General features: G+C 61.5%; 12 protein-coding genes. 1 reads left to right on the top strand and 11 read right to left on the bottom strand.

All coding sequences use genetic code 11. From position 1 onward, the window contains the following. Positions 1-71: 71 nt before the first annotated feature. Both K359_RS0104485 and K359_RS0104490 read right to left on the bottom strand, forming a co-directional pair. Positions 72-1,742 (bottom strand): arylsulfatase, encoded by a 1,671-nt coding sequence (locus tag K359_RS0104485; RefSeq protein ID WP_198031110.1) that lies wholly within the window; start codon positions 1,740-1,742, stop codon positions 72-74. A gap of 29 nt (positions 1,743-1,771) precedes the next feature. Next, positions 1,772-2,695 (bottom strand): formylglycine-generating enzyme family protein, encoded by a 924-nt coding sequence (locus K359_RS0104490; protein ID WP_371261122.1) that lies wholly within the window; start codon positions 2,693-2,695, stop codon positions 1,772-1,774. Between the two features lie 514 nt (positions 2,696-3,209). Between K359_RS0104490 and K359_RS0104495 the strand changes: the two genes are divergently transcribed. Then, positions 3,210-4,280, top strand: coding sequence for a transporter (locus K359_RS0104495; protein ID WP_029078289.1), 1,071 nt, complete (start codon positions 3,210-3,212; stop codon positions 4,278-4,280). Between the two features lie 324 nt (positions 4,281-4,604). On the opposite strand, the gene K359_RS51030 is transcribed toward K359_RS0104495, so the two are convergent. From K359_RS51030 to K359_RS51040, 9 genes are all read right to left on the bottom strand, one after another. Beyond that, on the bottom strand, positions 4,605-6,296 hold the full coding sequence (locus tag K359_RS51030) for an arylsulfatase (RefSeq protein WP_084518257.1): 1,692 nt from the start codon (positions 6,294-6,296) through the stop codon (positions 4,605-4,607). Positions 6,297-6,583: 287 nt separating this feature from the next. Further along, positions 6,584-7,432, bottom strand: a complete 849-nt coding sequence (locus tag K359_RS0104505) for a helix-turn-helix domain-containing protein (RefSeq protein WP_029078290.1) — start codon at positions 7,430-7,432, stop codon at positions 6,584-6,586. 116 nt (positions 7,433-7,548) lie between these two features. Then, positions 7,549-8,550, bottom strand: coding sequence for a helix-turn-helix domain-containing protein (locus K359_RS57105; RefSeq protein WP_029078291.1), 1,002 nt, complete (start codon positions 8,548-8,550; stop codon positions 7,549-7,551). A 608-nt stretch (positions 8,551-9,158) separates the two neighbouring features. Next, on the bottom strand, positions 9,159-10,730 hold the full coding sequence (locus K359_RS0104515) for a porin (RefSeq protein ID WP_029078292.1): 1,572 nt from the start codon (positions 10,728-10,730) through the stop codon (positions 9,159-9,161). A gap of 731 nt (positions 10,731-11,461) precedes the next feature. After that, complete coding sequence (locus tag K359_RS0104520) at positions 11,462-14,566, bottom strand: helicase-related protein (RefSeq protein WP_029078293.1); 3,105 nt, start codon at positions 14,564-14,566, stop codon at positions 11,462-11,464. 887 nt (positions 14,567-15,453) lie between these two features. Next, entirely contained in the window at positions 15,454-15,978 is a 525-nt protein-coding gene (locus K359_RS0104530) for a DUF3455 domain-containing protein (protein WP_029078295.1), read from the bottom strand. A gap of 74 nt (positions 15,979-16,052) precedes the next feature. Next, positions 16,053-17,507 carry an HlyD family type I secretion periplasmic adaptor subunit gene (locus tag K359_RS0104535; protein ID WP_029078296.1) on the bottom strand — a complete coding sequence of 485 codons (1,455 nt, stop codon included), beginning with the start codon at positions 17,505-17,507 and terminating at the stop codon, positions 16,053-16,055. Then, positions 17,494-19,632: a type I secretion system permease/ATPase gene (locus tag K359_RS0104540; RefSeq protein WP_029078297.1), complete on the bottom strand. Its 2,139-nt coding sequence runs from the start codon at positions 19,630-19,632 to the stop codon at positions 17,494-17,496. The genes K359_RS0104535 and K359_RS0104540 overlap by 14 nt, the downstream gene beginning before the upstream one ends. Before the next feature lie 25 nt (positions 19,633-19,657). After that, positions 19,658-22,489, bottom strand: coding sequence for a calcium-binding protein (locus K359_RS51040; RefSeq protein WP_051345970.1), 2,832 nt, complete (start codon positions 22,487-22,489; stop codon positions 19,658-19,660). Positions 22,490-22,540 lie beyond the last annotated feature (51 nt).

The raw sequence follows: 22,540 nt of genomic DNA on the forward strand, positions 1-22,540 counted from the left end.
TTACCAGTTGCGCCGAGCGCGGAGCGGGGCGGCCTCGACGCCGCCCCCACCATGCTGATCATGAATACATGTTATTTTGCCATCGCCGTCCTGGCGGCCTCGATTTTCGCCTTCACGGAATCGAGATTGAAACTCGCGCCTTTCTGCATCGGCGGAAACTCGATCGCCGTCATCGCCAGCTTTTCCACCTGCTGCTGAACAAACACAAAGCGCCAGAATTCGAATTTGAACCAGTCGAAGTATTGTTGCGCGCCGTATTTGGTCCCGCTATCGGGCCATCCCGTTCGCTCGAAAGGATCGAGGCGAAGGTTAATCAGGTAGGGCACGTCAGGCTTGGTTTTTTCACCCAGCCAGCCTCCAGGCTGGTCGATGAAGCGATACTTGTAGTCGTCGATGCGCACGGCACCCAGTTCGCTTTCCCCGAAGTACCAGATTTCGTGCCGATTCGACGGCCCCTTGCCGGTAATCATGTCCGTCTGGTTATAGCCGTCCAGATGACATTTGTAGGTCGTGTCACCGATCTGCTTGCCCTTCTTCAGCTCTTCGACAATGTTCGGGTTGCCGGCCGCCGCAAGGAGGGTCGGAAACCAGTCCAGCCCGGAGATGATGCCGTTCTCGATCTTGCCCGCCGGCACCTTGCCCGGCCAGCGGATCATCGCCGGCGCGCGGAAACCGCCTTCCATGACAGTACCTTTGCTCTGCGCGAAAGGCGTCTGTCCGCCATCCGGCCAAGTGAAGACCTCGGTGCCGTTATCGGTTGTGAAGATGACAATGGTGTTGTCATCCACGCCCATGTCCTTGAGCTTTTGCATTACTATGCCGACATCGTCGTCGAGCTGCGCCATGCCGGCCTCATGGATGGACCAGCCGTTCTTGGAGTTGCGCAGCGCTTCGTACTTCGGCGACAGATGGGTGACGATGTGCATGCGGGTCGGATTGAGCCACAGGAAGAACGGCTTGTTGTCGGCCTTGGCCTTGTCGATGAACTTGAGCGCCAAGTCGCGGATTTCGTCGTCCACGGTTTCCATCCGCTTGGGATAGAGCGTGCCCGCGTCCTCGATCTTCTGTTTGCCGACCTTGCCCCAGCGTGGATCCACGGTAGCGTCGTCGACATTGGTCGCATAACAATGGACCATGTTGCGTGGACCGACGGTGTTCAGCAACTCCTGAGGATAGGCGGGATGCGCTGGATCTTCCATCGCATCGAGGTGATACAGGTAGCCAAAGAACTCGTCGAAACCGTGCACCGTCGGCAGAAACTCGTTTTTGTCGCCAAGGTGGTTCTTGCCGAACTGGCCGGTGGCGTAACCCATTCCTTTCAGCGCGGTAGCGATGGTTACGGCCTGCGCGGGTATGCCTGTGGGTGCGCCGGCCTGGCCGACCGTTGTCATGCCGGTGCGGATCGGTAGCTCGCCGGTGATGAAGTTGGCGCGGCCTGCGGTGCAGCTCGCCTCGGCGTAATAATCGGTAAACAGCATGCCTTCTGCGGCGATCTTGTCGAGATTCGGCGTCCGGCCCGCCATCATGCCGCGGTGGTAGGCGCCGATATTCCAGATGCCGATGTCGTCACCCATGATGACGACGATGTTCGGCCGTTGTCCGGCGGGCGCCGTTGCCGGTTGCTGCGCTTGCGCGACGCTTGTCAGTCCGACGGCCGAGAGCGCGGACGCCGCGACGAGCGAACTGCCGCTCAACAAGAGATCGCGGCGTTTCAATCCTGCGCTGGTGGGTCCCGTGCTCATCTCAGGCTTTTCCGGAATCGTATCGTTACTCATGACGTGATCCTCTTCCTGGTGATGCACCTGAAGCCGACATGGCTTGCTGAGGTGTCGATCGGCTCGGCATGACGCGCGGCCGGACGATAGCGGCGGCAGTAGCTGGGGGCGCAAAGATGCGAGCCGCCTTTAAGCACCTTGCGTGGAATCCTGAGGTTCGGCTGACGAGAGTCGTAGCTCGCGCCCTCGGACCCGCCGCGGGGATTTTGCGGGATGCAGCAGGCTTTCGGGGCGTCTGCGTCGTGCTTCTGTGAATACCAATCAGCCGTCCATTCCCAGACATTGCCGATCATGTCATGAAGGCCGTAGCCATTGACCGGGAATGCGGTGACGGGCGAGGTGCGTTCGAAGCCATCAGCCACCAGATTCTGGTGCGGGAAATTGCCCTGCCAGGTATTCGCCATGTGCCTGCCGCCGGGAAGTTGCTCGTCACCCCAAGCGAATTCCGCGCCGTCGAGTCCGCCACGCGCGGCAAACTCCCATTCGGCTTCGGTCGGCAAGTCCTTGCCAGCCCACGCCGCGTAGGCCTCAGCATCACGATAGGCAATGTGGACCACGGGATGATCGTCGAGGCCGCTGATCGAACTGCGGGGGCCGTATGGCCGGCGCCAGTTGGCGCCAAATTTGAAACTCCACCATTGCGACCAGTCGCGCAAATCGACCGGACACTTCGGTGGCGTGAAAACCAGCGAGCCTGCCTTGAGCATGTGCGGCAGCGCGCCTGGATAGTCCTTTGCGTCAGGCCGCGTCTCCGCGAATGTCACGTAGCCTGTTGCGTTGACGAACTTGCGAAAATCGCGATTGGTGACCGGCGTCCGGTCCATCCAGAAGCCGCTCACCGAGACGCGATGGACCGGCGCCTCTTCGGCATAGTGCCTGTCGGAGCCCATGCGGAACGTGCCGCCCGGAATCCAGATCATGCCCCTTTGGCTGGGCCCATCCGACAAAGGTACGCCTGCCGCAACGCCAACGTCGTGCATGGGCTACTCGCACTGAACGAGTTTCAAAGTTACGAACGCTGCCCCGAGCAAGAATCTCTAGGCAGCTTTCTAGCTCGCCGATTGCTTGGGGGACGGTTTCACGCCTTGGTCAGTCAAAAGACGATCGAGTATCTGAAGTGCGAGGCCGACTACACAGCGTCTACGAACTAGACAAGATAAGATGCTTCCATCAACGCATCCTCATATTGATCTGGATCAATCGAGCTAGGTCGCCTCTTCATTATCGAGAGCCCCTGACGACTATGCAAAAACTGCCAAGGCTGTAGCGCCATGGACACAGCCTTTCAATAAAAGGCCGGCTGAACGCAAGTATGCCGATTTCGCATGGACCAACGGCGGCGTCAGCTTATTATTTCCGAGAGTTTCTACCCTGCCGGAGCAATGGCGGGATCGCGAGAGTCGGGGATCAGCGATGCGGTACCTTGGACCTGGTTTGGGACGCAGATTTTTTTCGCAGTGGCATTTCAGTGTTGGGGCGCTTGCCGCTCTGCTGGTGCTTTCCACCCAAGCGGCTCGCGCCGATGAAAATGGCATCAGCTTTTGGGTACCCGGATTTTTTGGCAGCCTCGCGGCTGTTCCGCAGCAGGCGCCGGGCTGGTCGATGACCTCGATTTATTATCACACCTCTGTTTCCGCCGGCGGCGACGTGGCGCGGTCGCGCGAAATCACGATTGGTCGCTTTCCCGCCAATCTGACGGCCAACGTGAACGCGACCGTCAATGCGAATGTGAATATTGGTTTTCTGGCCGGGACTTATACTTTTGCGACACCGGTGCTTGGCGGTCAGGCCTCTGCCACCCTGTTGGCGGCCTACGGATCCAACTCCACCTCGCTCGCTGGATCGCTTGTGGGGACATTGACGGGACCGGGCGGCGCCACGTCCCCCTTCTCCCGGTTTGACAGCATCGACAGCTCGCTCATTGCATTCGGCGACCTGATCCCGCAGTTCGCGCTGCGCTGGAATGCCGGCGTCAACAATTACATGACGTACGTTACCGCCGACCTCCCGGCTGGCGCCTACCAGTCGACCCGCCTGGCGAATATGGGGATTGGGCACTGGGCAATCGACGCGGGCGGCGGCTACACCTATTTCGATCCAAAGACCGGGCATGAATTTTCGACGGTGCTGGGATTCACCTACAACTTCGTCAATCCCTCCACTGACTATCAAAGCGGCGTCGACATGCACCTCGACTGGGGCGCGTCGCAATTCCTGACCAAGCAGTGGCAGGTCGGCCTCGTCGGTTACGTCTATCAGGGGCTCGGATGCGACAGCGGCTCCGGCGATCGCGTCGGCTGCTTTCGGTCGCGCGTGGTCGGCGTCGGCCCGCAGGTCGGCTACATTTTCCCGGTCGGCGACATGCAGGGATATCTGAACCTGAAGGGCTACGGCGAATTCGCCAATGAAAATCGGCCGGCAGGCTGGAATGTCTGGCTGACGTTCAATCTTCAGCCCGCGGCGCCAACGCCGCCGACATCCACAAGGCCCAGATTCACGAAGTAGCAGCGCCGGTGACACGGCCACCGGCGCCATGCTGAAGGATCAATCTGGCGCGGCGGTAGCAACGCAATCAGCCAATAGACACTCCGCAGGCGTGCGGACATCTCCGAGTTGGGTCACAAGGCGGCATTCCGGGGGCGCGGCCGAATGTCCGCGTTTCCCGTCGAAAGCGAACATCCCGAGTGTATGAGTACAGGCCCTAGCTAGGGCGCGTACTCATAAAATCGGTTCTGTGGTAGCGCTTCGCTGAATGTCCGCTTCGATCCGAAGCGACCGAATTGCTGCGTCGCCGCGAAGTGACGCGATGGGCCACGAGCGGACATGACTTCATTTGCTTGCCAGAAGAAATTTGCGGGCCGCCTCGAAGAGAAGTGGCCCGCAAGAGATGGCTTGGGATTTTGCTTCGACTGACTTCAGTCCTGCATTCCGCCCATGTGTCGGTGCGGCTTCTTCAGATCGAGTGCCGGAACCGGATTTTCCGGGTTCTGGAGATTCCAGGATCACCGGTTCCAGGAGCGCCATGGCCCATCCGTTATCCATTCCGGCATATTTTCCCGGTGAGTTCGTCAGCGCACGCGTTGCCACCGCACCGTTAAACATCATGTCGTATTTCTCATAGGGGTCCATGGTGAGATTGTAGACCGCGCCGATACCGCCCAAAGTCTGTGTCGGACCAAGCCATGTGTCCTTTGCGGTGAAAACGTACTTCCACGCGATGTTGAGGTCGGGATTGTCGGGATCGTCTCCAATATCCGCTCGTACTGCCCCGAAGGTCTCACCATTGATGTACACCCACGTCTTTCGGGCCGAGTGTTTTGCCTGACCGAGAATGTACGCGCTGTTGTCGATGCTGTCGAAATAGATCGGCTTGCCGTTGTTGTCGGTCCATGCGCCGTGCGGCGGCGGAGTCAAGCCGACCATCTTCGCGAGGGTCGCCCAACAGTCGATATGCGACATCATCTCACCTAATTGCGCGCCAGCCGGAATGTGGCCCGGCCACCACATGATGCCCGGCACGCGCCAGCCCGCTTCGAACGGCGTGCCCTTCTCGCCGCGGAATGGGTGGGTGCCAGCGTCGGGCCATGCGTCCTGCCACGCGCCATTGTCTGCACTGAAGATCACGATAGTATTCGGCGCATCGGCTCGAATTTCATCAAGGATTCGCCCGACGTTCGAGTCAAGCTCAAGCATCGAGTCCGAGTATCGACCAAGGCGTGTTTTTCCAGCGAACTGCGGCGCCGGATTGTTGGGGTTGTGCATTTTCAAGAAATTCACGTCCATGAAGAACGGCTTGTCGTCTTTGGCGTGCTTCTTGATGTAATCGATTGCAAAGTCAGTTTGGCGAACATCGAACGTGGCAAGGTAATTCCAGTCGATATACGCGCCCTTCCTCGGTGGCTGACCGGCCACGCCATCCCATTCGTACATGTTTACGATTTCGAAGTATTCCTTCTTGAAATCCGCGTTGAATGAAGGAAACCAGGGGTGGAACCACACCGACGTGTCGCTGTAGGTATAGACACCGGGATAGTAGGCTGCGAACGCCTTCATCTCGTCGAAGCCGTGCTCTATCGGATACGCTTCGGGCTTATCGCCGAGGTGCCATTTGCCCGAGTAGTAAGTGGAGTAGTCGTTCTTCTTAAAGAACTCAGCGATGGTTGGCGTCTCCTTGTGCAGAAAATTCTCATCGCCCGGACCCACCACCACCGAAAGCGCCGAGCGGATGGGGATGCGCCCCGTCAAGAACGAAGCGCGGCCAGCCGTACAGCTCGCCTGGCTGTACCAGCTTGTGAACATCGCGCCTTCCTTGGCTATCCTATCAAGATTCGGGGTCGGGTGACCAAGATTTGCGCCACCCCCATAGACACCAAGATCGTTCCACCCTGTATCGTCGCTCATCAGCATCACGATGTTGGGCCGTTTCTGCTGCTGCGCAGCCGTCGGCGTGCTCGCAACCGTAACGGCGGCGGCGCCACACAACACGACAAGAGCGCCCGAGATTGCTCTGAACCTGCTCATTGTGGTTTCCTCACTCGATGTTGCATCATCAAGCAATCGCTCGGCCGCTTGTGGTTACACTGATCCAGAACTAGCCGCTTGAGTAGACTTCCTTGAGCTGCTCTCATGTAGCCTCTCCCATGCCTTGAAGAACAACAAAGTGGTTTGACTCTGAACTGATCGCAGTCTCACCCGCTATGCGAAACCGGAAAGAAATTAGTCGGTGCGCATTTTTGTGGAGGGGGGACCTGCCGAAGGTCGGCCGCTAAGCTGCGGCAAGGCGCGAAGCTCCGAAGATCATCCTGGCCTCATGCCAATTCGGCCACGCTGCCCGAGGTCGAGCGACCGGCACGCAGAGCGAAGCGTGCCAACCTCAGGCGCCTGAGACGCAGATAACCACCGGGACCGATCCCAAGGAATTCGGTACAGCACGCCCGCAGGGTGCGTTCAGAGACGCCGATGTTCGTGCATAGCTGCGGCACGGTCATCAGCAGGTCAGAACTAGCTGCCAAGACCTGTTCAAACCGGTCCATGATACGCTGATGACCTTCCCGGCCGTCTGAATGGCTCTCGAATTCAGAGGTGAGGCAGCCGACCAGAGCTTCTAGCAGATCATGCTGCATACCTCGGATGACATCGGGGTCCAGAAGGAGCTTCGGGTGTTTGTCGACGAAACGCACGGCGGCCGCATGTAGTCGAAGCAGACGCGCAATATCGCGGCGAGCCGGTCGCAGTATCCGGCCCGATGGCGGAGCAACAAGTTCTTGTCCCGTCAAGGCCAACCCTGTAGCAGCAAGTCGCTGAGGATCCACCGATATCAGGCCCCACTCGGCCGGTCCGTTTGTTCTCTGGTGAAAATGCTCCGCGCGGCTGTGGAACACGATATGACCGCGCTGTAATCTCACGCCACACCACACCGAGGATGAGTCCACCTGCAACGGGAAGCCAACGCATACTTGCTCGGGGCTCAATGCAATATAAGCAGCGCGCGGCAGGCTTTCGCTGACCGCCAGGAGATGCAGGTGGGGTAGAGTCAATTGGGCCAGCCGAGCCCAGAACACACCGGGACTGGTGACCACGAGCATGATCCGCGCATCCCGCACCGCGTCCACGAAGTCTTCGATGTCGGTGAAAGTGCGCCCATCGCTCGCGGTCATCAGGCTTGAATCCTGCCACCGACGGCTCGCGCCCACCTTGCCGCTGAGCAAGCGCCGAACTGGCTGAGCCGGGTTATTCGCTTCTCACAATTGTCAGGCTTGGCGGGAACACAATGCTATGCGGATTTGGAAAATTCTCGCTCGGCAAAGACGTTTTTGTCGTGGAGCCGCCCACCGGCCGGCTGCCGTAAGGTCTCTGACGGTGACTCCTGAAACAGCTCGCGGTAGATCCTCGAAAATCGGCCTAGTTCCCAGAACCCGTGGCGCGTCGCGACCTCGGTAACCGTCGTATTTGCTGGATCGGCCATGCGCAGCACCCAATGGGCTTGATGTAATCGCCGCAGCGACAGATAGCGGTGCGCACTCATGCCCAAATCGTGCATGCAACAATTGTAGAACGTGCGTCCCGTTACACCGATCGCCTCGCACACTTCCGTCACGAAGAGGACTCGGTCAGCGTTGGCTTCGATCAACGCTTCGAACCGCGCCATGATACGTTGACGGTGGTGACCAGGGACTGAGATTTGATCGTCGGCGTGAGCCAGGACACCAAAGGCCGCCTCAATCAAGTGCTGCTGCAGACCAGTTGCGGCATTCGGATGGCTAAGGACTTCTTGCGCTAATTCTGAGAGATCGATCGCCGCCCGGTGCAGCCGACGCAGGCGGGCTAGAAGCGGCTGCTGTGAGGGTCGCAGTACTTGAGGGATTTCGTGTGACAACACCTCCTTTCCGGTCAGAATAGTGGAGTAACGGTGAAATTCTTCGGCTGGAAGCGACATCGCGGCCCATTCCGACGGCGCGGCGGATCGCTGAGACGCGATTGAGCCGGGACTGAGTAGCCCTAGATCGAGGTGTCCGATGGGCGAGGACAGCATCTCCATGGGAGCCTGCGGCGAGGCAAGGAACCACAAGATCACGCGATCCGGCGGCGTCACGACACGAAAGGTACGCTGTAGGCTTTCTCGCCCTCTCTGCATCCAGAGTTGACCAAGGTCGACCCGCGTCAAGCTCGCGTTGAAAACCCCCCGTCCCGACACAACCAGTTCCACGCGCCCGCCGCGGATTAGATGTGTGTATTCGTCCGGGTCGGAGGCTTTGTAACTTTTCGTGGCGAACATAGCGACGTTCCGCCCTCTGAGCAGAAAAGTTCACTGTTATGAGCACCAGTTAGTCAGAACGAATTTCTCTGGCCTTCCAGAGATTGGCATCGTCCAAGATGATCGGTCGCTGTCATGTCACTGTCATAAACGCTAAGGAGAGTTTAGGTCGGGTCCCCGCGCCATGCAACTTCGGCTGAGACAGAGCTCGCTGCCCTCGTCGGGTGCTGACGTCCCAACTGGTCCCGAGTTGCGGTGGACTACGGATTTCGAGTTGGCTGGTGGTGAGAGGGGACGGGCAGACAGAACAATCAAGGGACGATGGGTAGTTGCCGTAGTGGTGAGAAAGCTCAATGCCGAGATTGTCGACCGCGGCTTGCACGTCGGCGCGCGACACGGTCCATAGCGGCGCCACAGGCTCCAACCAGTCGTACTCCAATGGAGAAGGATCGCTTGTGGGCCAATCGCCTGCACGTTGCCCATGGATGACAACGCTGAGCCCGAACCGAGACATCGACATCGTACAAAAAATGGTTGTCCTATGAGAGCTGCCGCATCGGCGAATAAAGCAAAACCCCCGGCGTTTTGGCGCCGGGGGCTCTGTTAGATCGCAGTCAGATCAACCGGTATTACCAGTTGCGCTGAGCGCGGAGCAGCATGGTGTAGGTGTTCTGGTCCTTCAGCTCGTAGATCGCACCCGGCTTGCCGATCGTCGGGCTGCCGGGGAAAGCGACCGTACCAGCAAAGCTCTGGTCCAGACGGGTGTAGGTGAAGTCGGCCGAGAAGGTCAGGTTCTTGACCGGGGTCCACTGGGTCTGCGTGCCGATCTGCGCAATGCTGTAATCGGGGTTGCAGGACGTCAGGTTGGAACCAGCACCAAAGAAGTTGCTGAGCGAACCACCAACACCGTTGCCGGCCGGGCCGCAGATGTAGCCCTTGGAAGTGCTGTTGTAGTTAACCTGGGCCCAGGCACCGTAGATGCTGGTGTTCCAGTTCGGGTTCCAGTTGTGCACGTAGGCACCGCGGAAGCCGTAGGTCGTGATCAGCTGCTGCGAACCACCGTTGATGAACACCGAGTCAGGCGCGATGCCGAAGCCGATGCTCTGGTAGGCGCCGGGGACGTTGGTGCCGCCGAAGATGGTGTTGCCACCAGCCGAACCGGCGAGGTCCTGGATGTTGTAGCGCGTCGCACCGTTGGTGTAGACGCCCTGCAAGTTGATGGTATCGCCAGGTCCGGTCGGGATGTTCTTGATCGACAAGGCCAACTGACCAGCCCAGCCCCACTTGTCGTCCGGATGACCGGTCAACTCAGTGCCGCCATAGTAGGCCACGTGGTTGTCATGCGCCGCGAACGACGCCTGGAACAGACCCCAAGCCTGGTCGACGCGCAGCATCGCGACGAGGTCCGGAGCAATCGTGCCGGCGTAGTCGCTGGTGCCGAACACGTTGGTGTTGCCGGGCACGCCGAAGGTGACGGGAGCGCCGAGGTTGGAGACACCAGCCTGATAGTAGGCGGTCTGATCCTGAGCCGACAGAGACAGCGACACGCCGTTGCCGAACTGCGCGGTGTAGGTGAACTGGTTCACACCAGTGATCGTGCCGCCGCCGCCGACGAGACCGTCGAAGTTGTTGCCCGGATAGTTGGCCCACGGAGCCGAGAACTGCGAGACCGCCTTACCGATGGTGAAGCCGGCGAACTGGATGAAGGCGTAGTACACGCCGACCGTACCAGCAGCGACAGCACCGGAGTTGGCGTTGTTCGGAGCCGAAACCGCGCCGATCGGCGAGTAAACGGTCGCGCCGTTGCCCTGACCGGCGTAGCTGTCCGAGGTCCACGAGAACGTCGCATCGAAGAAGGTGCGGACCACGCCGTATTCGGTCGCGGTGCGCGTATCGATGTTCAGGTCTTCGCGCGAACGCCAGGTGTAACCGTTGGTGAAACGGTTGTTCGCACCAGCGGCACCCGAGGTGTTGCCGGTGTGATCCGAGTTCGTGTTGATGACGACGTCTGCACGCAGGTAGCCGCCCAGCTTGATGCAAGTGTCGGTGCCCGGGATGTAGTAGAAACCGGGACCATACAGGGAGCAAACCTTCACGTACTCGACCGCTTTGGCCTTGACGGGAAGATCGGCCGCCTGAGCTCCGCCGACCGCGACGAGTGCCGCCGCCGAGCCGAGGATAAGGCTCTTAACCATCTTCATGTTAAACCTCCAAGTTGCTCTATCTCAGGGAAGGTTCCGGATCCGCCGGGTAGACACCCTAGGTTGGTTCCCTTTGTCCCTTAAAACCCCGCTTAGTCGCTTCGCGTCTTCGGACACACCCGCATGAACGCGAGGGACTTAAGCGAACCACCTAAAACGGGACGACCTTGGGATGCCCCCCTCCGTCGCAGTTCCATATGAGACAGAAGGCCCCCGATCACGCAACAAAAGACCGCTCGGTTTGGTGCGAGTTGCGGCTGTTTTCGGGCAAATGTTGCACAAATATCACGGGCATTTGAACTGCGATGCCTCTGCAAGGCACTGAAATATAATGAGAATATTTATAATACCGTCAGCTGGCGTAACTTTGGGCAATACGGGGCGGAACGGTGTGCAAAACGCGTAATCTACTGAGATGCTGGAAATCGGAGCCCGTTTCAGCGGGGCTGATTCCAGGCTCGCACCACCCCGTTGCGCCTAAAAACGGCGGTATCTGAACAACATAGCCGGGGTCTGGATACCGCCGATTCTCGCTCGGACAGGCGGTATGCGGGTCGGCGGAATAGGCCGACAATAGCCGGCGGATCGCCACAGATGCGCACTAGCGGCTTTCCATGTCAGCGAGATGTCAGCGCACGCGACCGATTGGTTTGTTCTCCACAGCCGGCGCGCGGCGAAAAATCTCCACTGCGCGCGATGCACTGGCAGGACGCGCTGAAGTAACATCGTACTCACTCGTCCAGAATATCCAGCAGATGGTCGATCCGCTCGAAAGGCGGCTCGTTGGTCTTGTCCGAGTAGAACACGCGATCGCCGTCGCGCTGGAGCGATCGCGCTCTGGATTTCGGCAGCCTCCCCGGGAGGAACGTCGCTGCGACAGCCTCCGGCCCGACGTCGAGCCTCACGATACCTCGCCGCTTGCAATCGATCCTGAGGCGCGCCGCCGCGAAGAAATCTCGGCCGGCCGATGGCAGTCCGCCGAAGCGGCGCGAGGTCTCTTCCTCCAGATCTTCCAGATCGTCCTCGCTCCGGCACCTGGCGGCGCGGCCATAGATTTCAAGGCGCATCGTTTCCGATTGCACGTAGCTCCTGGGCAGCAGATCCGCGAGCGGAAGGTTGAGGTCGGGCACCCACAGATCGGCGGCCCGGTCGTTCGTCTTCTCCGAGGCCTGCTTCAGCAGGTGGCTATAAAGCACGGGGCCGAAAACCTGCACGTGGCCGGATTGCCGCTCGGAGAGCAGATCGCCTGCACCTCTGAGGTCCAGATCGCGCTCGCTGATGGCGAAGCCGGCACCCGGTTTGCTGAACTCCTCGAGAACAGCCAAACGCTTGCCGGATTGTTCCGAACTGGATTCAGTCAGCATGGAGGCGAAGGCGCGCGTCCCGCCACGCCCCACCCGTCCCCTGAGCTGATGGAGTTGTGCCAGACCGAACTTTTCCGGCCAGCAGACCACGATGGTATTCGCCCGCGGAATGTCGAGACCGCTTTCGACGATATTGGTCGCCAGGAGAACGTCCGCCTCGCCTTCGACGAAACTCATCATTCGGTCGTCAATCTCGTCGGCGGGTAGCTTGCCGTGCAGGCAAACGATGCGGAGCTCCGGGGCGACCGCCTGCACGCGCGCCAATAGCGGCTCCAGATCCTGGATACGCGGACAGATCAAAAAGCTTTGCCCGTGACGGCGCTGCTCGCGCAGCAATGCAGCGGCAATGGCCGCGTCCGAAAGTGGCGCGATCTTGGTCACGATCGGCAGCCGATGCACAGGCGGGGATGCGATCACGCTGAGATCCCTGAAGCCCGCGAGACCCGCCGCAAGCGTGCGCGGGATCGGCGTGGCACTCATCCAGAGCGTATGGACGCCCTTCGCCAGGCCCGAGAGCTTTACCTTCTCCGCCGCCCCGAAGTGCTGCTCTTCGTCGACAATGACCAGACTCAGCTTGGCGAATTTCACGTCCTTCGATGCGATCGCCTGTGTGCCGACCACGACCTTCATTTTACCGCTTCGCAGGCCCTCCTTGGTCTCCCTCGTTTCCTGAGCCGACGTCGCGCGCGACAAGCTTCCCACTTCGATGCCAAGCGGGGCGAACCGTTTGCGGAAGGTTGCGACGTGCTGCCTTGCCAGAACGGTCGTCGGCACGACGACAGCAACTTGTCTGCCCGACAGCGCAACGGCCGCCGCCGCGCGCAGCGCAACCTCCGTCTTTCCGAACCCGACGTCGCCGCAGACGACCCGATCCATAGGGTGGCCAGATGCGAGATCATCCAGCACGTCGCGAATTGCCTTCGCCTGGTCGACCGTCGTGAAATATGGAAAGCGCGCGACAAACCGCTCGTATGCGGGACCGGGAGCGACCAGCCTGGGAGCACGCCGGCGACGCCGTTGGGCGATATGTTTGGCAAGCTCCCTGCCGGCAATCTGAATGTCTTTCTCCGCCTCGGTACGCCGCGCCCACCACGTACTTCCATCGGCCCGGTCCAATGCCAGCTTGCCGCGCTCCGCCGCATACGGCCAGATCAGGGCGAGATCGGCCGGCGGAACGAGGACGGCGTCATCTCCCGCAAATGCCAGCCTGATCATCTCGCGCGACGACCCCTTCCCCATGTCGAGGGTCTGCAAGCCATCGAGCATGGCGAGCCCCCGGTGCAGATGAATGACAACCGCGCCTCGCTCCGGCACATCAGGATGATCGAAAGCCGCACTCCAGGCCCTTGCCATGGGCTGCGGATGATGGGCCCTGCTGCCGAGCACGTCGGTCGCCGTCACGACGATGAGCGGCTTGCGGCCAGAGCCGATGAAGCCGGTGTCGAAGTCAGCCAGCAATGCCCCGTCGCCACCGCGTCCCTTCGCCGCTTCGTTCCAGTCGGCGAAACGCTCCGTCTTGATCCCGCTCATTCGCTCCATCGCGCGCAAATCGTCCTCCACCGCCGCGACAAGAAGCAGCCGCGATCCGGCGCGCTGCGTGTCGGCGACGAATGCGCGAAGAGCCTTGCGCGACGACGCGACCTTGGAGAAATCAGGCGTGGGGATGAACGCCGCCTTTCGAGGCAGCGCACTCATGCGCTTGGTCAGCCGCTTCCAGTCACCGGGCCCAAAATACTCGCGCTCCGCCTCCCTGCGGCCGGCAGCCTCCTTGATCGTACCCAGCCAGCTGTCGGCGTGGCCCAAAACTCCTGCGTCCGCGATCCAGCGAGCGCGAGGGCAATAATCCGGCAGCACTGCGCGCTGCGTCCGCTTGCCTCTCAACGCGATCCGTTCGGACATCGGATCGATGAGCAGTTCTTGCGTGTCGAAGACGACGTCGTGTTCGACCGGATCGACGCCTGCGATTCTGCGGATCACTCCACCGGAATGCTCAATTCTGAACGGCCCAAGGGCGCCGGCGGGAAACACTTCGAACGTCATTCCGTGGAACAGCACGCTTCCGGGATAATCCGCCTCTTCGTCGAGATCGTACCCCAGCGCTTCCAGACGATCCTTGAGATCCTGCTCGGAATAGCTCGCCCCGACCTTCAGGCTGATGCTGAGGCGGCCCCAGCTCGCGGGTAACGGCAGCCGTTCCATGATCGCCTCCGCGGTCGACACCAGGAAGACCGGCTTCTTGCTCCTGGCGAGACGCCTCAACACCGAACTCCGTCTGCCGGCGATCTCCGGAGACGGTTCCAGCCCATCAAATGGCAGGGTATTCAGCCTCGGGAACACGAGCACCTCGAGCGAAGGATCGATCGAATGGAGCACGCTGCCCAACCGCTCGGCCCTGTTCTCGCTTTCAGAAAGGAAAACGATGCCGTCACGGCCGGACTTTTTCCATTGCTCGAGGAGATGGAGGGCCAACATGCCGAGAGGCGAGGAAGACGAGATCCCGGAGCGCGCCAATCCCTTGCTTTTCTTCTTCTTCGCGCCAGCAGCAGCGCGGGCTTTCCTGGGTTTCGCCACGTCGGATCCATCGCTATTTCGTCAGTACGATCGCCGGTCAGGGGGCGACTCGGCGCTTGTCGCCTACCGGCATGGAAACGAAACCGGCACAGATTTCCAGATAGCGGGGCAAATCGCTCGAAATGCCGGTGACGCCCCAGTCTGGAAGGAGCTCAATTTCTTTATTAAATCAATGATTCGCTTGCTGGCTGGGGCGGGAGGGATCGAACCTCCGAATAGCGGAAGCAAAATCAGTCTGATTATGCAACGAAATCAAGGCGCGCTTAGAAAAAACACCAAAATGCGCTCTAGTAACTTCAATAGCTTAGTTCTCGTTTCCAAATGACGAAACTACTTTCGTCGGGGCTCGGCGACTCGGCTCGAAGAACGATCATCGGGATTTCCCGCCGCACCGGCCTATGCGCGACGATCGCTGCTGCACTATGGAAGCGAACGTCAGAACTCGTTTGATTATATTGGCGTCGTTCAACCATTTGAAGTATGCGGCCTCGCGCATTTTCCACAACGTGGCGATCGCCGCTCGTAGCCGGCAACTTTGAATCCGAGTGAGCTAGCGATGATTGCGCTAGTCGTATTCGGGCTTCGACCACGTGCTTTTGCATTGGCCCGGAGGGTGCCGCTTGCTAGGTTCGCGTACTGTCTCTTGATCTTTGAAGCGCCGATATCAGCCGTTATGGACGGACTAGCAGAGATAGCTCGACGCGCGTCAGGCGATCACCTATCCAAGATACCAAGGTGGGTTAAAGGACGTCAGCCTTGCGCCATGAGGTACCGTGGGACCGGTACCATCAGCCGCTCTTGCGCAGGAACACGTAGTCCGCGGAATAGGGAGCGCTGCGGTAGTCCCCGGCTCTCTCGCACGATCCCCGCGCGACCCCGCCCTCGGTGTTGATGCGCTGGACAACGGTCGCGGCCGACAGCACACCGTTGCCGCGCTGGTCGACCACTTCGAGCTCGAGCGACGGAATGTCGTTCGAGGTTGCGCCGGGCGCGCTGGCGACGACCTTGCCCTTCACGGCACTACCGTCCGTGAGCTCCCAACTCGGTCCGCCGTAATGCCGTCCAATCGACTTTCCGTCCAGCATGAGCGTCGCGATCGGCTCGCGCAATTGCCAAGTCAGCGCGCGAACTCTCGATTGGGATTTCCCAGCGTCCGGCTTGCATTCGTAGACCTGCGCGCCCTCGGCATGGAGGGTGGTGATGACGGTCCTGTCGCGCACCGCAATCGCCAACGGCTCTTGCGCGGCCGCCCTGCTGACGAGCCAGAGGGCAGCAAACGAAACGGCGCGAAGGAAAGCAGTCGGAATCTTCATCGGTTTTCTCGGCTTGGTTGCAGTTTAATCGTAACGGGTCGGCTGACGGCGGCGAAGCCGGAGTGCTCGCCGGCCTAGCGCTCGCGCAAGACTTCCTGGCGGTAGCGCAGCAGCGGTGAAAGCAGATAGCTCAGGACCGTCCGCGATCCCGTCTTGATCTCCACGGTCACCGCCATGCCGGGTGAAAGACTAACGATCCTGTCGTCGATCTGCATTTCGGTGCGATCGAGCGAAATGCGCGCGCTGTAGTTCAGTTCCTGTCCCTTTGGCTCGCTGGTTTCGCTCTGCGTCACCAGAGCGCGATCGCTAGCGCGATCGTGCTGACGATCGCGGACGACAGCATCCTGCGAGACCGAAAGCACCTGACCATGCAGGAGCCCGTAGCGGGTAAAATTGAAGGTATCGATCTTGATCTCGGCTTGCTGCCCGGCATGGACAAAGCCGATGTCGTGATTCGACACCATGGCTTCGATTTCCAGCCGGCTGTCGCTCGGCACGACCACCAGCAGCGACTGCGCCGGCGTGACCACGCCGCCGATGGTGTGGATCGCGAGCTGCTGCACCACGCCGTCGACGGGAGCCGTCAGCTGCTGAAGCCTGGTCCTCTGCTCGGCCTTGATCAGGTCCTGCGCGAGCCCGTTCGCCTTCTGCTCGGACTTGGCCAGTTCGTCGGAGAGCGTATGCCGATACTCCGCCGCCGCCTGCCCGCGGGTCTCGCGGATCGCCGCGATCGCCGCCTCGGTCTCATGCAGATGGCTGTTCTGCACGTTGAACTCTTCCTGTTGCTCGACCAGCAGCTGGAGCACCTCGAAATAGCCGAGCTTCGAGCCCAGCTCCTTCTCGACCAGCGTCTTGCGAATGTCGACGCGCGACTGGATCACCGGAATGATCGTCTCAAGCTTGTGGATTGTCGCCGATGCGGTGGCTTGCTCGGCCTCCTTCTGCGCCTGCTGGCGCAGGAGTGCCGCGATCTTGGCGCGCTGCTCGGTCACCTGGTTGAGCAACAACTGACGCTGGGTCGCAACCAGTTCCGGGTCGGCCCCGGTGGGCGGCGTGAAGTCGGCAGCGGGATCGTCGCTGCCGGCGAGCGCCGCGCGCACGCGCGCGATGTTGAGCCGCTCGGCCAGCAGATCATTGCGCAAATGATCGCGCTCCGCCGCGTTCACGGTCGGGTCGAGTTCGATCAGCACGTCGCCGGCCTTGACCGCCTGCCCGTCCTGTACCCTGATCGACCGCACGACGCCGGTCTCGAACGGCTGCACCACCTTGGTGCCGTCGCCCGGCAGGATTTTTCCGGTCGCCGAAGCCACGATGTCGATGGTGCCCCACCAGGCCCAGAGCAAGGCCGCGCAAAACATCAGGGCGATGCTGGCCGCGGTCGCGCGCCCCAACGGCGACGGTGGCGTCTCTACGATCTCGAGCGCCGCCGGCAGAAACGCCAGTTCCTCGCTGCTTTTGCGTTGCGCAGGGCGGAACGGGATCACGCGTGGCTCGGATCCGGCGGCAACCGCCGCTTCAGACGACTTCATGGAATCCTCCTTGCAACCGGTGCAGCGACGCGTAGCGGCCGCCGGTCTTGATCAGCGTGTCGTGGCTGCCGTCCTCGACCAGGCGACCGCGATCGAGCGTGACGATGCGGTCCGCCGCGCGGACGGTCGAGAGCCGGTGTGCGATCACCAGCACCGTCCGCCCTTTGGCGATGTCCTTCATGTTCTGCTGAACGATGCGCTCGCTCTCGTAGTCCAGCGCGCTGGTCGCCTCGTCGAAGATCAGGATGCGCGGATCGCCCACCAGCGCCCGCGCGATGGCGATGCGCTGCCGCTGACCGCCCGAAAGCGTCGAGCCGCGTTCGCCGACCACGGTATCGTAGCCTTCGGCCAGTTCGAGAATGAAGTCGTGCGCTCCGGCGAGCCGCGCCGCCGCAACGATGCGTTCCATCGGCATCGCCGGATCGGCAAGCGCGATATTGTCGCGCACCGAACGGTTGAACAGCACGTTCTCCTGCAGCACGATGCCGATCTGGCGGCGCAGCCACGCTGGATCGGCCATGGCAAGGTCCATGCCGTCCACCAGCACCCGCCCACGCTCCGGGACATAGAGCCGCTGCACCAGCTTGGCGAACGTGCTCTTGCCCGAGCCCGAGGGTCCGACGATGCCGACGGTCTGGCCGGCCGGCACCTCGAACGAGACATCGTGCAGCGCTTCCTGTCCGTCAACGCGGTAGCGAAACGAGACGTGGTCGAATTTGATGTCGCCGCGGATCGACGGCAGCCGCGCCCGCCCGGCCGAATAGGTCTGCTCGGCGGTGGTGTTGAGGATGTCGCCGAGCCGCGCGATCGACAACCGTGCCTGGTGGAAATCCTGCCAGATCTGCGCCAGGCGCAGCACCGGTGCACTCACCCTGCCGGCCAGGATGTTGAAGGCGACAAGTTCGCCGACCGAGAGATCGCCACCGATGACGAGCTTGGCACCGCAATACAGGATGCTGGCCGTGACGATCTTGCTGACCAGCTGTACCGTCTGGCTCGCGCTGTTGCCGAGACTGAGGACCCGGAAGCTCGCCGCCACATAGCCGGCCAGTTGCTCTTCCCAACGGCGCTGCATCTGCGGCTCGACCGCCATCGCCTTGAGTGTTTCGATGCCGCTGACGCTCTCGACCAGAAAAGCCTGGTTCTCGGCACCACGCCGGAATTTCTCGTCGAGCCGCCGCCGGAACAGGGGCGTCGCCCCGGCCGATATCGCGATATAGAAGGGGAACGAGCCGATCACGATCCACGTCAGCAGCGGCGAATAGAAGTACATCACGCCCAGGAAGACGAACGTGAAGAACAGGTCGATCAGCAGGGTCAACGCCGAGCTGGTGAGAAAATTGCGGATGTTCTCCAGTTCGCGCACCCGCGCCACCGAATCCCCGACACGACGGGCCTGGAAATAGGCCATCGGCAAAGCCAGCAAATGGTGAAACAGGCGTGCGCCGAGTTCGACGTCGATCCGGTTGGTGGTGTGGGAAAACAGATAGGTGCGCAGGATCCCCAGCACGGTCTCGAACAGCGAAATCGACACCAGTCCAAGAACCAGGACGTCGAGGGTGGCTAGCGACCGGTGCACCAGCACCTTGTCGATCACCACCTGGAAGAACAGCGGTGAAACCAGGCCGAACAGCTGCAGGAAAAACGATCCGACCAGCACCTCACCGAGCAGATGACGATATTTGTGAATCGCGCCCAGAAACCAGGCGATGCCGAAGCGGCGAGTGATATCCGACAGACCGGCGCGACGGGTCATCAGGATCAGTTGACCGTCCCAGACCGACACCAGTTCGTCCTGCGTCATCAGTGCGGGCCGGGACGCCGGCGCTTGCACCAGAACCTTGCCCTCGGCGGCCTTGGCGACCACCAGGAATCCGCCGTTGCGCAGGGCCGCGATGGCGGGCAAGGGCGTGCTGCCGAGCCGGGACCAGTCGGTCCGGCAAGCACGCGCCTTGAGCCCGAGGTCTTTGGCACACCGGAGCATCTCCGGTGTGCCGATCTTCTCCGTGCCCAGCCGATGCGCGATCTGTCCGGCATCGGCCGCAACCCCCTGGAGATGCAGCAGCGTCACAAGGGCTTCGAGACCTTGATCGACCGGTCCCGTGCTGTTGGTTTCGTTGCTCATGGATGCTCTCCAGGGTGATGTTGCGTCAGGCCGCGTGCGGCTGCGTCAGCAGCGGCTGCTGGTCAGGCGCAGGATCGGCAAGCGGCATGCCGCCGAGTGCAGCCCCCGTCGAGACCAGGCTTGAGGCCATGAACTGGCCCAGCAGGGCAGCACTCGCCACAGACGAAGCGTTACTCACGGCACTGCCGGGATTCATCACCGCCTGGAACTGGAGGTTGTTGCCGGTGCCACCGTCGAGAACGTCGGTTCCGCCATTGCCAATCAGGGTGTCATCCCCTGCGCCGCCGCTCAGAGTGTCGCTGCCGCGGCTGCCGATCAGGATGTCGTTGCCGTCGCCGCCATTGGCGATGAACTGCATCGCCCCTCCGAGCCCGAAGGCGTTGACGACGTCATCGCCTCCGAGGCCGTTGATCACGATGCGATCGTTGGCCTCGAAGCCGGTGATCGTGACGTCGGTCGCCAGACCCGACACCGTGATCACGCCGTTGTTGTCGTTGATCGAGATCGCGTCGTCGCCATTGGTGGCGTTGATCACGACCGTGTCGACCTGACCGTCGCCCTGACCGCTACCGATAGGCGCGGACAAGTCGATCGCAACATGCTTCACGTCGGTCTTGGACAGGTCGCCCACCGTGATGGTATCAGCACCACCCAGCGCGTTGACGTCGATGGTCTCGATGCGATCGAGATCCATGGTGACGACGCCGACGTCGCGGCTGAAGATCGCATGGCTGCCACTGGCCGTGATATCCATGCTCTCGTTGACGTTGGCGCCGTTGAACAGCAGGGTGTCGTTGCCGGCCCCTCCGTCCACGGTGTCGCTGCCATCGCCCGGGTTCCAGACGAAGGTGTCGTCGCCGGCACCCATTTTCGCCACGTCATTGCCGCGCCCGCCAATGACGGTGTCGTTGCCCGCGCTGCCGGTGATGGTGTCGTTGCCATCGCCGCCATTGACGACAAGCCGATCGAGCCCGGCGTCCATACCACTGACCATCACTTGTGCCGCCAATCCGTTGACGACGACGGACGAGCCCGTGCTGACGACGCTGATGCGGTCGTCACCGGCGGTGCCATTGACGTTCACGGTGTCCGCCACGCCGTCGCCCTGACCGCTGCCCGGCGTCGCCGACAGGTCGATTGCGATCTGCTTGGCGTCGGTTCCGGAGAGGTCATTGACTGTGACCGTGTCGGCGCCGCCGAGGGTAGCGAGCTGGACGTGCTCGACGCCACCAAGATCCATGGTCACGTTGCCGACATCGCGGAACAGCCTCACCCGCGAGCCATTGGCCGAGATGTCGATGTTCTCGCCGACATTGGCGCCGTTGAACACCAGCGTATCGGTGCCTGCCCCGCCTTCGACGGTGTCGCTGCCGTCGCCCGGATTCCAGACGAAGGTGTCGTTGCCATTGCCAAGCGACGCGACATCATTGCCGCGACCACCGATCACGGTGTCGTTGCCGTTGCCGCCGATCAGCGTGTCGTTGCCCTGGCTTCCGGTGATGGTGTCGTTGCCGGCACCGCCATCGATGATGAGACCGATGACACCGGCCGCAAGGCCGGCAGCGGTGATGACGTCGTTGCCAGCACCACCCTCGACGATGAGCTGGTCGTTGGCCCCCTCTGATCCGGCAAGGGTAACCGTTGCGGGCAGGCCGGCGACCGTGACCGAGCCTCCCGCTCCCGTCACCTGAATGTTGTCGCTGCCATTGGTGCCGTTGACGGTCACGGTATCGGCCGCGCCGTCGCCGACGCCACTGCCAGGTGTGGACTCGAGATCGATCGCGACCTGAGTGACGCCGGTTCCGGTGAGGTCGCCGACATTGATGTTGTCGACGCCGCCGAGCGCGTTGAAATCGATGTGCTCGATGCCGTTGAGATCCATCGTGATACTGGCGACGTCGCGGCTGAACGTCACGCGGCCGTGGTTGGCGGTGATATTGATGTTCTCGCTGACGTTGGCGCCGTTGAAGACCAGCGTATCGATGCCGTCCTGGCCTTCGACGGTGTCGCTGCCGTCGCCCGGATTCCAGATGAAGGTGTCGTCGCCGGTGCCGCCGAGCAGGCTGTCGTTGCCGCGGCCGCCGATAATGACGTCGTTACCGGCTCCGCCGATCAGCGTGTCGCTGCCGTCACCGCCGGTAATGGTGTCGTTGCCATCGCCGCCGTCGATGGTGAGATGGATCAGGTTGGCGAGGCCGTTTCCGGCGGTGAAAACGTCGTCACCGCCGTTCATGTTAAGCACGAGGTTCTCGGTGGTTCCGATATCAAGCGAGAACGGCGCTGGGTTAATCCGATCGAAGCGCACGCGGGTGCCGTTGGCCGTGATCGAAAAGACTTCGGCGCCGTTGCCGCCATTGACCTCGGCGGTATCGATGCCGTCGCCGCCTTCCATCAGGTCGGTGCCCTCGCCCGGATTCCAGATCATGCGGTCGTTGCCGGCCCCGCCGAACATCTGGTCGCTGCCGGTGCCACCGGTCAGGGTGTCGTTGCCGTCTCCGCCAAACAGGAGATCGTCCCCGCCCTTGCCTTGCAGGACATCGTTGCCGGCGCCGCCGAACAGCAGATCAGTGCCCGAGCCCCCGATCAGGATGTCGTTACCCGCGCCGCCAAACAGTTGCACCGCCGGCATCGCACCGTTGGCTTCGTCGACCGAGATCGTGTCGTTTCCGGCCTGACCGAACACCTGAATCGTCGCGGTGTTGGCAACCGTCGGTCGGCCGCCGAGGATGGTCACCGCGCCGCCGTTGATGAGAATGTTGCCGGCCGCATCGCGGCTGGCGACGATGGAGTTGTCGAGGGCGTCGTCGAACACCGTCAGCACGCCGGAGCCTGCCGAAAAACTGGCTGTGATTGCCATTGAAGCGGTCCTTTCGAGGATTGATGAATCAGCGCGAACGCTCATTCCTGG

It is taken from the genome of Bradyrhizobium sp. th-b2, from assembly GCF_000426785.1.
Lineage (GTDB): Bacteria > Pseudomonadota > Alphaproteobacteria > Rhizobiales > Xanthobacteraceae > Bradyrhizobium > Bradyrhizobium septentrionale.

Excerpts from the sequence above, each read along its gene's own strand:
- K359_RS0104485 (WP_198031110.1), bottom strand. The coding sequence starts at position 1,742 with ATGAGCACGGGACCCACCAGCGCAGGATTGAAACGCCGCGATCTCTTG.
- K359_RS0104490 (WP_371261122.1), bottom strand. The coding sequence starts at position 2,695 with ATGATCTGGATTCCGGGCGGCACGTTCCGCATGGGCTCCGACAGGCAC.
- K359_RS51030 (WP_084518257.1), bottom strand. The coding sequence starts at position 6,296 with ATGAGCAGGTTCAGAGCAATCTCGGGCGCTCTTGTCGTGTTGTGTGGC.
- K359_RS0104505 (WP_029078290.1), bottom strand. The coding sequence starts at position 7,432 with ATGACCGCGAGCGATGGGCGCACTTTCACCGACATCGAAGACTTCGTG.
- K359_RS57105 (WP_029078291.1), bottom strand. The coding sequence starts at position 8,550 with ATGTTCGCCACGAAAAGTTACAAAGCCTCCGACCCGGACGAATACACA.
- K359_RS0104515 (WP_029078292.1), bottom strand. The coding sequence starts at position 10,730 with ATGAAGATGGTTAAGAGCCTTATCCTCGGCTCGGCGGCGGCACTCGTC.
- K359_RS0104520 (WP_029078293.1), bottom strand. The coding sequence starts at position 14,566 with ATGTTGGCCCTCCATCTCCTCGAGCAATGGAAAAAGTCCGGCCGTGAC.
- K359_RS0104530 (WP_029078295.1), bottom strand. The coding sequence starts at position 15,978 with ATGAAGATTCCGACTGCTTTCCTTCGCGCCGTTTCGTTTGCTGCCCTC.
- K359_RS0104535 (WP_029078296.1), bottom strand. The coding sequence starts at position 17,507 with ATGAAGTCGTCTGAAGCGGCGGTTGCCGCCGGATCCGAGCCACGCGTG.
- K359_RS0104540 (WP_029078297.1), bottom strand. The coding sequence starts at position 19,632 with ATGAGCAACGAAACCAACAGCACGGGACCGGTCGATCAAGGTCTCGAA.
- K359_RS51040 (WP_051345970.1), bottom strand. The coding sequence starts at position 22,489 with ATGGCAATCACAGCCAGTTTTTCGGCAGGCTCCGGCGTGCTGACGGTG.